Annotated in this window: 9 protein-coding genes; 8 read left to right on the top strand and 1 reads right to left on the bottom strand. The window is 51.6% G+C overall.

The genetic code is table 11. The features are described from left to right. Nucleotides 1-147 precede the first annotated feature (147 nt). The 3 genes from C7820_RS08725 (at nt 148) to C7820_RS08715 (ending at nt 3251) form a co-directional block, all read left to right on the top strand. A complete protein-coding gene (locus C7820_RS08725) occupies nt 148-570 on the top strand; it encodes a nuclear transport factor 2 family protein (RefSeq protein WP_309545744.1) in 423 nt (140 codons plus the stop codon). 161 nt (nt 571-731) lie between these two features. Continuing rightward, the gene (dhaK, locus tag C7820_RS08720) at nt 732-2495 is read left to right on the top strand and encodes a dihydroxyacetone kinase subunit DhaK (RefSeq protein ID WP_116230613.1); all 1764 of its coding nucleotides are present in this window, start codon (nt 732-734) and stop codon (nt 2493-2495) included. A gap of 33 nt (nt 2496-2528) precedes the next feature. Further along, nucleotides 2529-3251, top strand: a complete 723-nt coding sequence (locus tag C7820_RS08715; RefSeq protein WP_258875172.1) for a GNAT family N-acetyltransferase — start codon at nt 2529-2531, stop codon at nt 3249-3251. A gap of 83 nt (nt 3252-3334) precedes the next feature. Here C7820_RS08715 and C7820_RS08710 read toward each other — a convergent pair whose 3' ends face one another. Then, complete coding sequence (locus tag C7820_RS08710) at nt 3335-5779, bottom strand: S-layer homology domain-containing protein (protein ID WP_116230612.1); 2445 nt, start codon at nt 5777-5779, stop codon at nt 3335-3337. A 287-nt stretch (nt 5780-6066) separates the two neighbouring features. On the opposite strand from C7820_RS08710, the gene C7820_RS08705 reads away from it, so the two are divergent. The 5 genes from C7820_RS08705 (at nt 6067) to C7820_RS08680 (ending at nt 15965) form a co-directional block, all read left to right on the top strand. After that, complete coding sequence (locus C7820_RS08705; RefSeq protein WP_116230611.1) at nt 6067-7053, top strand: phosphotransferase enzyme family protein; 987 nt, start codon at nt 6067-6069, stop codon at nt 7051-7053. A gap of 733 nt (nt 7054-7786) precedes the next feature. Next, nucleotides 7787-10852 carry a 3-keto-alpha-glucoside-1,2-lyase-like domain-containing protein gene (locus C7820_RS08695; RefSeq protein ID WP_258875171.1) on the top strand — a complete coding sequence of 1022 codons (3066 nt, stop codon included), beginning with the start codon at nt 7787-7789 and terminating at the stop codon, nt 10850-10852. 185 nt (nt 10853-11037) lie between these two features. Continuing rightward, a complete protein-coding gene (locus C7820_RS08690; protein ID WP_258875170.1) occupies nt 11038-12795 on the top strand; it encodes a cache domain-containing sensor histidine kinase in 1758 nt (585 codons plus the stop codon). Further along, nucleotides 12788-14422, top strand: a complete 1635-nt coding sequence (locus C7820_RS08685) for a response regulator transcription factor (protein ID WP_116230607.1) — start codon at nt 12788-12790, stop codon at nt 14420-14422. The genes C7820_RS08690 and C7820_RS08685 overlap by 8 nt, the downstream gene beginning before the upstream one ends. Nucleotides 14423-14561: 139 nt before the next feature. Next, on the top strand, nt 14562-15965 hold the full coding sequence (locus tag C7820_RS08680) for an ABC transporter substrate-binding protein (RefSeq protein ID WP_116230606.1): 1404 nt from the start codon (nt 14562-14564) through the stop codon (nt 15963-15965). Nucleotides 15966-15979 lie beyond the last annotated feature (14 nt).

Raw genomic sequence — 15979 nt, 5'->3', positions numbered from 1 at the left:
GGTGAAGTCACATTCGCAAATTAATTTACATCTAATTCATCTTTTCCGGTAAATAAGCCATCATCTGTCTTGTTTATTTCGTATCCTAAGCGTGTCTTCTCATTTGATTTGACGAGACGATAATACAGCCAATAAGGAGAAATAATGATGAGAATGGATATTGATTTCGGGAAGCCCCTTACAGCTGCTTGGGATGCCAACACGACCTGCGGAAGGGCATTTGAAGCGTTTCGTACCGCATTTGAATACGGTGAAACGGCGGATTTTCTCGCGCTTGTGACAGACGATTTCCGTTTTTCCGTACCTTTGCCGTACGACGAATGGAAAGAGCCGCAGTTCGGAAGGCACCGGTTCATCGAGTTGGTCCAATTTGAAAGGGAAGTGCTGCAAGTAGCGTTAACCCCGCAGTTTCAGCTATTTGATTCTCAGTACGGAGTGGTCGTTTTTCGAGCAGAAGGTCTGCTCAGTAACCAACCTTATCACAACGTTCTTACCGTCGTGTTTGAATTTAAAGGCGAACGGATCAGGTCCTTCCATGAATTCGTCGGGATGCCGCTCAAAAACTACTGAGAGCTGAATCCCTGATCGGAATGGTTGCGGCAATTCATGTTGAAGAAGCAGGATATTCGGGGGTGGCCGATGAAATCGTTCGACGTATCCATTAAAATCGGTGTCAGCAACGGTATAATGGTTATAGAGTGTTGGAGTGTTTTAAGAAAGGATGCGATCCCATGAAGAAAATCATGAACAGACCGGAGACACTCGTTGCGGAAATGTGCAGCGGTCTCGTATTGGCCCACCCTGAGCTTGAGTTTATCCGTAAATACAACATCATCAAGAAAAAAGTGATCCAGCAGGATAAGGTGACGCTGATCAGCGGCGGCGGCAGCGGCCACGAACCGGCACATGCTGGTTTCGTCGGCAAAGGCATGCTGGATATGGCCGTCTGCGGCGACGTGTTTGCTTCCCCGTCCCAGATTCAGGTGTACCAGGCGATCCGCTCTTCTGCGAGCAAGAAGGGGACGCTGCTGATTATTAAAAACTATAGCGGCGACATCATGAACTTTAAAAATGCGGCCCATCTCGCTGCCGAAGACGGCATTCAAGTCGACTACGTGAAGGTGGATGACGATATCGCCGTTGAAGACAGCTTGTATACCGTCGGCAAAAGAGGCGTCGCCGGAACGGTGCTCGTACATAAAATCGCAGGAGCCGCAGCGGAAGCGGGCTTACCGCTGGAAGAAGTCAAGCAGGCCGCCCAGAATGCAGTCGATAACGTGAAAAGCATCGGGTTTGCGCTCACGTCCTGTACTGTGCCGGCCAAAGGCAGTCCGACGTTTGAGATCGGTGATCAGGAAATGGAATACGGCGTCGGCATCCATGGCGAGCCCGGCATCCGGCGGGAGAAGCTGATCACGGCTGACGAACTGGCCTCCCGAATGGTTGCGGAGCTGCTGGAAAGCTTGCGTATCAGCGACAGTGCACCCGCGGAGGTGGCCGTCCTGGTAAACGGATTCGGCGGTACGCCGCTGCAGGAGCTGTACCTGCTGAACTATGCGGTCATACGTGAGCTTGCCGCACGGAACGTCACTGTATATAAAGTTTTCGTGGGCAACTATATGACAAGCATTGATATGGCCGGCGCGTCGCTGTCGATCATGAAGCTGAATCCCCAGCTGAAGCAGCTGCTCAGCGAGGATTGCGAGACGCCGGCTCTGACCGTCCGCGGACCATTCGAGCCGGTACAGTACGTACCTGATGAAGAGACCGTCCGACACTCGGTATCCTTCGGCACCGCTGCTGATGAAGCGCATGGTGTCATACACAACAATAAGCTTACACTGGAAAACCTGGTTTATCTGGTTGATCGCATGAGCGGCGTCATTATCGAAAACGAAATTCCGTTCTGCGAGCTGGATGCTCATGCCGGTGACGGTGACTTTGGGATGAGTGTGGCCAAAGGGTTTAAGCAGCTCAAATCCGAGTGGGAGGAACTCACATCCGAGGCGCAAGATATCGGAGGATTTCTTGATGCCTGCTCTCTAATCATTATGGAGCATTGCGGCGGTGCCTCCGGTCCGATCTGGGGTTCGGCCTTCCGGGCGGCAGGCAAATTTGCGGGGAACCGGAGTGAGCTGACCGTTACGGACATCGCCGGCATGATGGATGCTGCCGTGAAGGGAATTCAGGATACGGGTGAGCGTTCCTTTGGACGGGGTGCCATTGTGGGTGACAAAACGCTGATCGATGCGCTTGTCCCCTATGCCGAAGCCTGGGCGAAGGCGGCCAAGCAGGGCACCGATCTGATCGGCGCAGGCCTGTCCGCGGCAGAGGCAGCCGTTGAGGGGGCCAAGCAAACCGAGCACATTGCGGCCCGGATGGGGAGAGCCGGAACGGTTGGTGACCGGAGCATCGGTTACCCGGATGCGGGAGCCTACGCATTAGGCGTAATTTTTACTGAACTCGCGCATTCCCTTAAACCTTCGGATCAGTGAGATTCTATGAACGCTAAAAGGGGGCATGAAATTTTGAGTAATGGCCAATTTCACAAACCTTCCGCCCGGGATCTAATGGAATATCATGCGGAAGCTATGTTTACCCATGACCGCAGCGGACGCCTACATCTGGTCAATGAACCTTGGCCTGGTTCAGAGCCGGCTCCGCGATTGTTCCTGGGAAGAACCACGGAGGGAAGGAGCGTTTGGCGTTTCCGTCACGACGTTCCTGACCAACTGGTGAAGCAGCTGGAGAGTTGGTGTGCCGAAGAGGCTGTGGTCGTTGACTTTCAGGACAGGCCGAAGCATGAGAAGGATTATTGGAACCTGCTGCAAGGTAAAAAAATGACGATGGGGCCTTGCTTTTCTATTGAAAATGAAACGAGAGAGCCATCCGTGGATGTGCAGCGAATCACGCCTGAAAATGTAAGGCAGCTTGCGCGGGAAGGATTCGAATGGCTCGCTGACGAGATCAACTTTGCGCAGCCCTGCGTTGCGGTGGTACAGGAGGGCCGAGCCGTCTCCGTGTGCCGCAGCGTCCGCATCGGTACGAAGGCGCATGAAGCCGGGCTGGAAACGTTGGAAGAATTCCGAGGCAGGGGATACGCGGCTGCAGCGACGGCGGGATGGGCTGCAGCCGTCCGGGAGCTCGGCTGTATTCCGTTATACAGCACCTCATCGGATAATCTATCTTCTCAGCGCGTCGCGGGGAAAATGGGGCTTTCTTTCTATGGCGTGAATTTTTCGATTTATTAATAAAAGTGATTAGGACGTTAGTTGATTCGCGGACACGATTGTGGAATCAAGAGGCAATCATGTTTGCAGGCAGCATGTATCCGTTATTTGGAGCTTTGCTCCAGCAGTGAACGGAGCTCTGCATCGGTTCCTAACAGCCGAAGAATCATCGTGACGGCTTCAGCCCGGGTCACGGGTTCATTTGGGGCAAAACGGGACTCATCTCTGCCTTCGAGAAGCCCGGCTGCTGCGGCTTGCCCGATGATATCCTTAGCCCAATATGAATCGGCAATATCCGCAAAATGGCGAGTTTCACCGGTGGTCAGTTCAGATAAATCCGCCAGATTAGCCATCATTTGAGCCATTTCGGCCCGGGTCAGGCTGCGCTCGGCTTGGAAAAGCCCGCTTGCATTGCCCTTGACAATTCCATTGGAACCCAGAATGCCTATGGACGCAGCCGCCCAATGATTATGCATATCCCTGAAGGTAACGACCTCATTCCCTTGCCGAAGCGCGAAAGCTCTGACTACCAGTTCACTGATTTCCGCCCGGCTAATCGGAAGGTCCGGCTTGAAGCTTCCGTCACCGTATCCGTTGACCAATCCAAGCCGGGAAGCCACCGCGATGTCTTTTGCCGCCCAATGCGTGTATGTATCGGCAAATCTCTCCGGATGGTTCATCGCCAAGGCGTGGCGGAACGAAGCAGCAACATCCTCTGCCCGGATAAACGCCCTGAATGAAGATACCGGTTTTTCCGGCATTGGCGTAGGAGTTGGAGTCGGTGTAGGCGTCGGTACAGGAACCGGACTTGGTGCAGATGGTGGATCTGCCGGTTGGGAAGGGTTAGAAACGACCGGCTTGGCTGCGACTTTTAGATTCAGTGATTCGCTCTTGCCCCCATAGACGGCCGTGATCACAGTCGTGCCCGCACTCTTACCGGTGATCTCGCCGTAGGCAACCTCGGCAACCGCTGGATCAGCGGCGCTCCATACTGCTGACTTCGATACGTCGATTTCAGTCTGATTCGAATACAGAGCTTTCAACAAGACCGATGAACTCTGGCCAACCTCCACATTTAAGCTGCTTGCACTGATGCTCAAGTGTGTCAAGCCCTGAACCGTTAAGACTTTATCGGCTTGATTGCTTTCGTCGTTGCCGTCGCTTACCACAAAGCGGATGGTTCGATCTGATGGTTCCGGTGCATTTTCGGAGCTAACGTATGCTACGCTTCTTAAGGCCGACTCCCACTCAGAAACAGTGGCTGTTCCACTTTCTGATGTCAGGGTCAACATACCAGAAACGGGATCGAAGCGGCCGCTGATGTTGCCCATCGTCGCTCTATCGTTGGTGAACTGGAGCTCTTCCTTACCGGCATGATACGGGCTTATGATAGACACACGGCCGGAAGCCAAAGTCTGATCATCGGGATCTGTGACAGATAGTAGGGGATCGACGGGTATGGTCCCGGCGGTATACGAAGACGAACCCGCACTAGTTGTCACAACGGGCGGCTCGTTGGCTCCAGGAGCGGACACTTTTACCGTCTTGGTGGCGGAATTGCTGCTTGCGATTCCGTCGCTCACCGTGAACGAAATGGTTCTTATCGCGGCCGTATTCGGATTTTTAGATGTGTTGCCATAAGTCACCGCTCGCAGCGCTTGCTGCCACTGGGCAATCGTGGCCAATGCTTCGGATGACGTCAGAGTTAATGTCCCTGTCTCTGTATTATAGCTCCCTGTAATGTTACCCATAGTCGAGCCGTCGTTTATGAAAATCAGGATATCTTCTTTAGAAAAAAAGTTTCCCGAAATCGTGACACTAGCCGATGACATCGTTCTGTTATCCAAGTCTGACAGGGTAAGTCCGGGATCGATCTCTACTGCAGTCCCGTTAAAGGTTGAGCTGCCGCTCGTGGTTGTCAAAATCGGCGTCTGGTTAACCGTTGTCACCGTCATCATTTTGTCTGCGGGATTGCTTGTGGCGGTCCCGTCATTCACCATAAACGTGATGATGCGGTTCACCGTATTAGGGATGATGGCCGTATTCGAGTATGTAACTGCTCGCAGGGCTTGCTGCCACTGGGTAATCGTAGCTGATGCTCCGGAAGAGGTCAGAGTCAATGTTCCGTTAATTGAATCGTAGCTTCCGATAATATTGCCATATAAGGTCGTGTTGGTATTCACAAACCCAAGCAGGTCCTCGCCGGATTGCAGCCCGGATGTAATTCGAACTTGAGCCGAGGACAAAGTGGGGGTATCAGAATTCATGATGGAGAAATTCGAATCTACGAAGACGGGGGGCGCAGTTGTATTATCTCGTGCTCTAAAGCTGGTTGTTCCGTCACTGGTGGCAATCTGCGGCTGTGTGCTGGCATTCGTCATCTGGTTGGTAGTTGGGGATGAATCATCAGCCGCACCTCCTTCGCTAACGATGGCAGCAGGTCGAGGGTCGTCTGCAGCGGATGCGGATTCGGGGAGAACCGAAGAGGTTACCATTTGAAATGCCCAGATCAGGGTAATGATTGCCGCGTACTTCGAGCGGTTGTTCATAAAATTCCTCCTATTTGCGTCATGAAATAAGTCGTGCTGTCTCTATATAGATTGAACTAAAGATAAGCATCGAGCCTTCAGTTAGCCGCCTGTAAACTCAATTTCGATAGTTCAATCTATTTAGCTATAGAATATATCGGAATTCGCAAAGCTTGAGAGTATAGTTCGAAAAAAATAGGGCTCGCACACTCGCAGGGACTACGGATAACAATCTATAAGTTCAGCTGGACATATGGTAGTCTTTTGGTATTAGAGAGCATTCATCCCAATTCAACGAGGTACAATCCATGACAAACGAAGATTTGGAGCGGTTGGCACAAAGGTTTGGCATCAAGGGGGCATCATTCGATTTTATCCGGCATAACGAAAACGAAACATACAAGGTAAATGCGGGCGACGGACGCAAATTTGTATTGCGAATCCATCAGCCTTTCCAAGAGGGGATGACCGGTAAGCAGCACACCTATGAAGGACTGCTGGGTGAACTGCATATGCTGGAGGAGCTATCCCATAACAGCGGCCTTAGTGTCCAGACCCCGATCCGTAATAAGGAAGGGAGCTTGATCACCGTGATGGAGCATAATGGACGTCAGCTGAATTGCTCCATGCTCTCATGGTTAGAGGGGAGGGACCTCAATAAAACGGATGTCAGCCACCCTGAACTGGTACGTAGACTCGGCAGCCAAATCGGCAAGCTGCATACTTTTTTCCGCGGATACTATCACAAAACGCTGGAGAATCGGCCCAGCCAGGGGATGGCTTACAATCAATGGCTGGCCGAAACGGTCCGGAAAGGACTCAGCCTAGGCCTGTTTACACGATCCGATGTCGACATCGTTGATGAAACCTTGCGGGAAATCAACAAGCTTTTAGCTGCGTCAGCTGAGGCCCCTTCCGGCCGGTTAGGTCTCGTCCATGGAGATCTGGGATTAGGCAACGTAATTATTTCACCCGAAGGGATTATGAGCTTTATCGATTTTGGTTTTTTCGGAGAAGGTTACGAACTGCTGGACGTGTCGATGGGGGCCATCATGGTGCCGCCCGAACACAGGGACGTGCTGCTGGATGGGTATTATGAAGTGATAGGACGCAGTATAAGCACAGGTGATAGGGTCTTGCTGGACGGCTTTGCGCTTGTGGCAATCATCGGGTATTATGCTTTTCAAATGCCGAATGAAGCGGTTCATGGGTGGATGCGGGAGCGGATGCCGCGCTTGTGCGCAGAATACTGCAAGCCGTTCCTGCAGGGGGAGCGGATCTTTTCCAAAGTGTAAGCTGTGAGCGGAAGCCGGAAGCCTTTATTGCCTAGAAGGATGCAATCGTGGTCGGCAGTGATTCATACCGGTTCGGTATCGGTGGTAGAACTTATGTTTATTACTTCGACTTCGATTCAGAGACTGAAAGTGATTTGCGCGATCTTAGTCGGACCAAGCAACTCAATCGTCTCATTAAGGCGATTCTTTTGCACTTGAACGGGCGCGGCATGCTAAGGGTAAGGGAGGCTATTTAGATGCCTTCACCCGCAATGATGGAGCAAGAGGAGCTAGTAAATGCGATTATTCGCTCTAGTAATGTATGTAAATGATCGACGGTCCTACCGGAATGCAGCACGGCAGCAATAAATTCTACCTGATTTAATCCATGCAGGAAGTGTGAATGGTATTGAAGGGTATTTGCTGAAAAAAGACTTAGCCAGTGAGCTGCCCACATCACCCGCGGAAGCACGCGGAGGCTTAACCAACTGCTCTTCCTCGGAATTCACATTCCCCAGTACCCGGTGGACAGTTAAAATGTATCCCTGAAGAGTGGGCTTGCCCCACTCCTTTCTTTTTGGGCAGGGATTATAATCCATCTCAACAATGAAAAGTTTCAAATGGAGGGGGGAACTTGATCATCATAAAATGAGCTTGTTTCCGAAAATAATGTTAGCGCTTACGCCAAACCACAAGCACTGCCTTATGATCGGTGGGTGGATGATTAATTCTTAAGGAGGTATTTATGCTTACCATGACAAGAAAAGCAGTCAGTCTGTTGGCCGTGCTTGCCGTTATGATCACGGTATTTTTAGCCCAATCTGCGGATGCGATCGCGATGGAGAGCTATTCGGTTCCTTCATTGGATAGGACGGATGTCGCTGATCCGGCATTATTGGCACAGACCGACAATGCTCCGGCCACGATTCAAAATTATCCGATGCCGTCCATCTATACCGCGTCCAGCGTGTTTTCATTGAAAGCGGATAACGAAGCGGTTCCTGTCATCAGCTATATGCCTGACTATGACTACGCTGAGTTTTCTTTTTCCGGCACGGTCCATATCGAAGTTACTGTAAGTGAGCCGATTACCTCTTATTCCATCAGTCCAATGGCTAAAAAGATCGCAGGTACGGTCAACGGGAACAAGCTAACATTCTCGCTTTCTTCCTCAACCTATGTGATCGTGAAAATCAATGACATGAACAAAAAGATCGTCATCGCAGCAGATCCTTTGGAGACGGATGTTCCCCCGTCCACAGGTGCAGGAATCTATAATGTTACAAAGTCGCCGTACAACGCGGATAACACGGGAACAGAGATGGCATCGGACGCGATTCAACGTGCTATCGATGATGCCAATCAAGCCGGCGGCGGCGTTGTATTCGTTCCGGCCGGTGTCTATAAAAGCGGGAACCTGACGCTAAAAAGCAATGTGACCTTCTATCTTGCCGGAGGAGCTGTCATTGTCGGCACGGGCAAGGGTGAAGACTACGTGATCGATTTTCGCAAGGATTCACGAAATGCGGATGGTACGTATTTTATTCGCACAGCCGTAGACTCCAGCAATATCACGATACGGGGACGGGGAACCATTGATGGAAAAGGCATAGCGATGCGTGAGCGAAAGATGCCCGCGCCAAATAAAAACGAAGGGTTCCTGAATAACTTGCTGGTCCCGATTGCAACCACCAATTTTACATTTGACGGTTTAATACTGCGGGATGGCGGTTTCTGGTCGTTCATGGTTGTTCGTTCTGACAATGTGACCATCAAGAATCTCAAGGGATTCCAGGATTTATACAAAATTGAGAATGACGTTATCGACATCAACGAGAGTCAGGACGTGCTGGTTAAACATGCGATTGGAATATCGGATGACGACGCTTTTTCGACTAAAACCTGGCTGCAGACGGGGATGTCCAAGGGTTGGCCAGGAGCACTTGAACATTTGGAAAATGTAGTTTTCGATGACGTCATGGCGTGGACAAGATGCGCGGCTTTCAAGATCGGCATGGGGGTGGCTCAGCCGCAGATCGACGTGACCTTCCGAAATTCATACGTGTATCAAAGCGCTCGAGCCTTGCTTATTGATCATGGTTACCAATATAATACTCTTCCTGAGGAAGGTTACGCCCACAACATTACGTTTGAAAATATCGATATCGAACGAGTCGGTATCAATCAATTCGGGAATTATTGGTTCGGGGTATCAACCAGTACTTCCGGGGATGTAAGCAATGTTATATTCAAAAACATTAACGTTCGTGAGACGGGATCCCAGAAATCCAGACTTTCCGGAAATGACGCCAAAGGCGGAATGGTTAACGGCGTCACGTTCGCCGATGTTTATGTTGGAGGCAAGCTCGCAACAAGCTTGAACGACTTGAATGCAACCACTAATAGTAACGTAAATGGCATCCTCTTTGCCAATTCCAAGCCGCCGCTGTTCAGCGATAATTTCGAAGACGGAAATACGGCGGGCTGGACGTCCGTGACCGGCGGATGGACCGTACCGACAGACGGCTCGAATCAAGTGCTGTCCAGCGGGAACCAGACAACCACATCCCTGATAACCGCTAATGCCGGCAATTTATGGACGGATTACGCGTATGAAGCCAGAATGCGCATGCCCATTACCAATGCAAATGCAGGTCTGGTCTTTAGGGTGAAAGATGCAAACGATTATTATATGTATCGAATCAACTCATCGAATCAAAAGCTGGAGTTGTACAAATCCGTGAATGGACAACTGACGTCTGTAGCCAGTTCACCGTTCACAGCCCAGGAGAAGCAGTGGTATACGGTTAAGGTGATTGTACAAGGGAACACGATTGCCTGTTATGTGGATGGAGAATTACAAATGGAATGGACCAATCCTGTAAACGAATTGACAGCAGGGGGGATCGGATTCCGGACCACCTCGGCGGGCGTCCATTTTGACGATGTCGTGGTTTCACCGATCAATAAAGCGCCTGAAGATGTAACGCTTTCGCATAACAGCGTAGTCGAAAACACAACTGCAGGAGGCATGGTCGGCACCTTTTCCACTACCGATCCTGATGCGGGAGAAACATTCGCTTATATGCTGACAGCAGGAGCCGGGGATACGGACAACAAAAGCTTCACGATTTCGGACAACAAGTTGTTTCTTGCCGTAACACCTGATTACGAAGTAAAGGATAACTACAGTATCCGGGTGAGGAGCTTAGATTCAGGCGGACTATATGTTGAGAAGACTTTTACGATCCATGTCACGGATGTGAATGAAGCGCCTACGAATCCGATTCCTACGGTCACAAGGTTCAGCGACAATTTTGAAGACGGAAATACGGCCGAATGGACGTCTGCCTCCGGTTCCTGGAGTGTGGCAACAGACGGCACGAAAGCCTTGTTCCAGAATGCTTCGGCCACTGGACTCATTACCGCCGGGGATTCATGGACGGATTATACGTTTGAAGCCAAAGTGAAGATGCCTATCACCAATGCCAATGCAGGCATTCTATTCAGGGTACAGGATGCTGGTCATTTCTATATGTACCGAATCAATTCCGCAGCTAAAAAGCTGGAGTTGTACAAATCCGTGGACAATGTCATGACCCTAGTATCCAGTGCTCCGTTCACAGCTCAGGAGAAGCAGTGGTACACGATGAAGGCTTCCATTCAAGGGAACACAATGAAATGTTATGTGGATGGTGAATTAAAAGTGGAATGGACCAATTCCGTAACGGAATTAACGGCAGGGAAAGTAGGTTTCCGGACCACCTCGGCGGGTGTCGCTTTTGATGATGCTTTAGTTCTGGTTCCCGCTCCGATTTAGCCTGTTCCCGTACGGTCAAAAATAGCCGATCTACAGGCAGGCGGTCGGTCGGCATAAGTGGGTTATACGATGGAGCTGCCCCAAAAGCCATGAAATTGGCTACTTTGGGACAGCTTCGTTTTTTACATTGTCGAATTGGAGTCTACGGTGACATAATCGAAGGATAGAAATTACAACGGGGGGGCGTGAGGGGCTTGATCCACCTTCGAAGGCAATCATTCCGCAACAAACTCAAAATTGCATTTTTATCCGTCATCCTGCTCTCCGTGCTGATGACCGGCGGGCTATCGTATTATATCTCGGCTGCTACCCTGGAAAAGAACGCGCTGAAGCTCACGCAGGATACGGTGGTCAGGTCCGCGCAGATCGTGGATGAGAAGCTGAACAAGCTGATGCTCATCATGATGACGTTCATGATCAGCCAGCCTTTTCACGACATGCTGAAGGATGCAGCCTCCGGGGATTCCAGCGCGTATTATACGCATCTGAATGATCTTGACAACGTTTTCTCGCAGGCGCGGATTGCCGAGCCGATGATACAGTCCATCTATGTGACGACGCCGATTGGTGAGTTCTATCCTTCGTCCATGAACCGTAACCGGCTCACCGCGTTCGAGGATACCTTTTTGTATGAGCGCATTGAAGAGGAGAAAAAGAACATTTGGGTAGAGGGCCACGAGGATATGCTCTTTTCCGGCAGGGACCGTGTCATCTCGCTGATTCTGGAGCCGATCTTCGATATTCCGGTCAGAGATGTCTATATTGTCGTAAATATCCGCGAGGACGGCTTCCGAAAACTGGTGCAGGGAGATACCGGGACAGGGGCGTCAAGCTTTTTGCTGAACGCCGAAGGAGAGACGGTCTACCCAGTGAAGGAGCATCTGGTCCAGCAGGCAGCGGACTCAGAGAATCTGAGGGATATGATGAACCGCCCGGAAGGCAGCCAGTCCTTTGAACTGAACGGCAAGTCTTATTTGCTCAATTATGCGCAACTCGGTATTGCTGATTGGACGATGACCACCATCCAGTCTCAGGCTGGCGTGCTGAAAGACATGGTATATGTGAAATGGCTGATCGCCGGGATTGCTCTGACGGCTTTTACCGTAACGACGCTGATTTCCGGCGCGTTTACGCGCTATCTGCTGAAGCCGCTGCAAGGGCTGCTGAAGGTGATGAAGCGGGTGGAGAACAATGATTTGTCCGCCCGTTTTGAGAGCGGTAGTGGAGATGAGCTGGCTCAGGTGGGCTTCCGGTTTAATCGGATGCTGGAGCAGATCGTAGTGTTAATTGAAGAGGTCACGGAGGCGCAGACGCATAAGCGGTCTGCGGAGATCAAGGCGCTATCAGCTCAGATGGATCCGCATTTTCTGTACAACACCCTGAACACCATTTACTGGAAGCTGAATTTGAAGCAGGTCGGGCCTTCGCAAAAAATGGTTATGTCGCTCTCCCGGCTGTTCCAGCTCGGACTGAACAACGGCCAGGAAATTACGACATTGTCGAAAGAATTGGAGCATGTGCGTCAGTACCTCGATCTGCAGTCAAGCTGCTATGAAGGATTGTTCTCCTATGAGATCCATGTCCGCGATCCGGAGATGTCCTCGCTTTCGATTCCGCGCATCCTTTTGCAGCCGCTGGTGGAGAACAGCATTCTGCACGGTTTCCGCGACCTGGAGAACGGCGGCCGGATCGAGATCGAAATTGACGGAGACGGGGAACGCTGGACGATTGCCGTACGCGATAACGGCAGAGGCATGGACGAGACTCAAGTGCGCGGACTATTTTGGCAGGAATCGGAGAAGGGGTATGCCGTGTCCAATCTGATCCGGCGGCTTCAGCTTTATTACGGCGACAGTGCCGAATTTCATGTGGACAGTGCGCCGGGGTGTGGAACAGTAATGCGGATTTCTTTACCCAAGAAGGGGGAACATTCGGATGAGTAAACATGAGGCGGTCAGTCTCTGCATTATAGACGATATCAAAAGCGTGGTGGACGGCCTGACCGCGATGAATTGGGAAGAACAGGGGATTCGGGTCGCGGGCGCATCAAGCAATGGGGAAGAGGGGCTCAAGCTGATCAATGGGCTGAAGCCGGACCTGGTCATTACTGATATACGGATGCCGAGAATGGACGGGCTAAGTATGCTGCGTGCGGTTATGGAGGAGAACCGCAGCTGCAAGGTCATTTTGATCAGCGGATATGCCGACTTTGAATATGCGCAGCAGGCAGTGCAACTGGGGGCGTTTGATTTTGTGGTGAAGCCTTTTTCGGAGGAAGATATCATGTCTACGGTGCTGCGGGCGAAGGCAGAAATTATGGAAGAGAGATCCAAGCGCTTAAATCTGAGGGACATGGAGAATAAGCTCCGTGAGAGCATGCCGGTACTGCGTCAGGAATACTTTGCGCTGCTCGTAAGCCACCGCACTTCATGGGAAGAAGCTTCGTTGCGGTGGGATTTTCTGAATATCGAGCTGGAGCCTCGCGGCTTTGTAGTGATGCTGATCGAAATTGACCGTTTTCAGGAGCAGGCATCCGTGCATTCCATTCGGGAGATGGAGCTGATCCGTTTCTCATTGCTGAATATTATGCAGGAGACACTGGCCAACTATGCGCGCAACGTGGTTTTCCGCGCCCGTCACGACCGGTACCTGGTCGTACTGAACGATACGGGCGGATCCGGTCCGTTCAGCCCGATCGAAATTGCCGAGCAGTGCTGCCGGAATATTGATCGGTATACCAAGTTTACAGTATCGGTCGGGGTCGGCGGCAGAGTAGAGGAGATCAGCGAGCTGCCGGATTCCTATCGCCAGGCTCATCGTGCGCTCACCCATCACCTGTTCACCGACGGCAATGCAGCAATTATGTACGACGATATACACCAGAGCGGAAGCCAGAAGCCGCTGGCGCTGGAGTACAAGGACGAGCTGCTGCTAGCCCTTCGTTCCGGAAATGCCGGACGAACGGAGGCCATTCTGTCCGCGATTTCGGAAACGCTGCAGAGCCTGGTCTCCCGACAAAATCCGGATTACCTCCTCAGTTTTTACGATGAATTGGCAGCTTCAGCCATTCGCACCTTTTACGAGATGGTTCCGTATCCGGACATTCAGCCGCTGATCCAGCGATTCAGGGTGGTGCAAGGGACAGCGGGATTGTCGCTGGCCTCTCTGCAGCGTCAACTGCTTGCCCTATGCACGGAGGGAGCCGAACTGGTGCGCCGGAACAGCTTCTCCGAAGGGCAGCGGGTGATTTATGAAGCCATTGACTATATCAAGGGCCACTTGTCCGAGGATATCACCGTCGGCGAATGTGCCGCGCATGTTCATCTCAGCGCCAGCTACTTTTCGAGCCTGTTCAAGAAAGTGACTGGGATGACGGTCACCCAGTATACGACCTCGGAGCGCATCCAGAAAGCGAAGCTGCTGTTGGTGGAGGGAGCGCAGGTGCAGGAAGTGGCCGCGGCCGTAGGCTATGAGGAGCGCAGATATTTCAGCGAGATGTTCAAGAAGATCACCGGCCAGACGCCGTCGGAGTTCAGGGCGGGCTATCACCCGGAGCGGCCGGAGGCGTAGGACGCGCAAAAGGGCGCGCAGCACGAACCATAGAATTCTATCCCTGGAGAGTGAATTTGCCTCACTCCTTTTCTGAGGACGAGGGTCTACAATAAAAAACGAGCTCACAATACAAACGTCAATAAAAGGGGAAGAATGTATGCGAAAAAAATGGTTAGGTCTCGGCTTGAGCTTCATGTTGGCCGCCGGAATCGCAGGCTGCGGCGGGAATGACAACAATGGCACCAGCGATGCGACGAATGGAAAGTCTGACGGCGGCACGGCAACTCCCGCAGCCGAGAAGAGCCAACCCGTACAGCTTAAATATTGGACCGACGACCGTCATGACCAGGAGTATATCAAGGAATTGATCAACAAGTTCAATGAGACGAACGGCGACAATATCCAGGTGGAATTGACAGTAATGTCCGAGAACTACACGCAAAGCGTCGACATCGCATTTTCCAGCAACCAGGCACCGGATGTACTGCGTCTGAAGAGCGCCAATACGTCCGAGTTTGTCAAGAAGGGGTACCTGGCGCCGATCGACGGTTATCTAACCGATGATATGAAGAAGAAATTCGGCAGCTTGTTGATCGACAATGTCAACCGTTTTGACGGCAAGGTGTACTCTTTGGCCAATACCGGTCTCACTATGCGACTTGTCTACAACAAGGATCTCTTTGCCAAAGCGGGCATCGAGAAGCCACCGGTATCGCTGCAGGAAATGGTGGACGATGCCAAGAAAATCACCGAAGTCGGCAAGTCCGAAGGCATCTACGGTTTCGCGCTGAACTTCAAAAATCCGAAGCAGGCATTTGACCGTTCCATCCGGGAAATTCTCTCGTTGAGCGGCTATCAGGGACTTGGCTTTGACATGAAAACTGGCCAATTCGATTTTGCGCCTTACTCGCAGGTCATCGAATATTTCAAACAGATGCATAAGGACGGAAGCATACTCCCCGGCGCGGAAACGCTGGACATCGACCCGCTGAGGGCCCAATTTGCGGCAGGTAAAATCGGCATGTACCTCTCCTTCTCGACGGAACCGGGCGTGTACAAGGACCAATTCCCGACGGAAATCAACTGGGCGGGCGCCTTGGCCCCAACGCTGGATGGACAGATCAAGGGAACTTCTGAGATCGTGTCCGCCGGAACCTGGCTTGGAATAAGCGCCAAATCGGCGCATCAGGAAGCGGCCTGGAAATTCATGCAGTATATGTACGGCGATGATGTTCTGAAGACCTATCATGAAAAAGGCTTCGGGATCGCCATCGTGCCAAGCATTGTGGAGCAGGCCAAAAATCCGGATACCAACGGCATGGAGGGCTTCTTGGTCGGAGATCACGACTCGCTCTGGCCTGCTGCGCCAAGCGTTACCCCGGAAGGTTCCAACTATGCGGACGCTTTCTTCAAATATATGATCTCCGATGGAGATCTGAAGACGATCACAGCAGATTTGAACGCCAGATACAACGCCGCATTGTCCAAGGCCGTGGAAAAAGGCGAGTTTACCGTAACGCCGAATCCTGCTTTTGATCCAAGCAAACCGCAGGGCGAATAACAGGCAAGGATGGG

It is taken from the genome of Paenibacillus sp. VMFN-D1 (assembly GCF_003386155.1).
Classification (GTDB): Bacteria; Bacillota; Bacilli; order Paenibacillales; family Paenibacillaceae; genus Paenibacillus_AQ; species Paenibacillus_AQ favisporus.
This window is presented reverse-complemented; position numbering and strand designations above follow the sequence as displayed.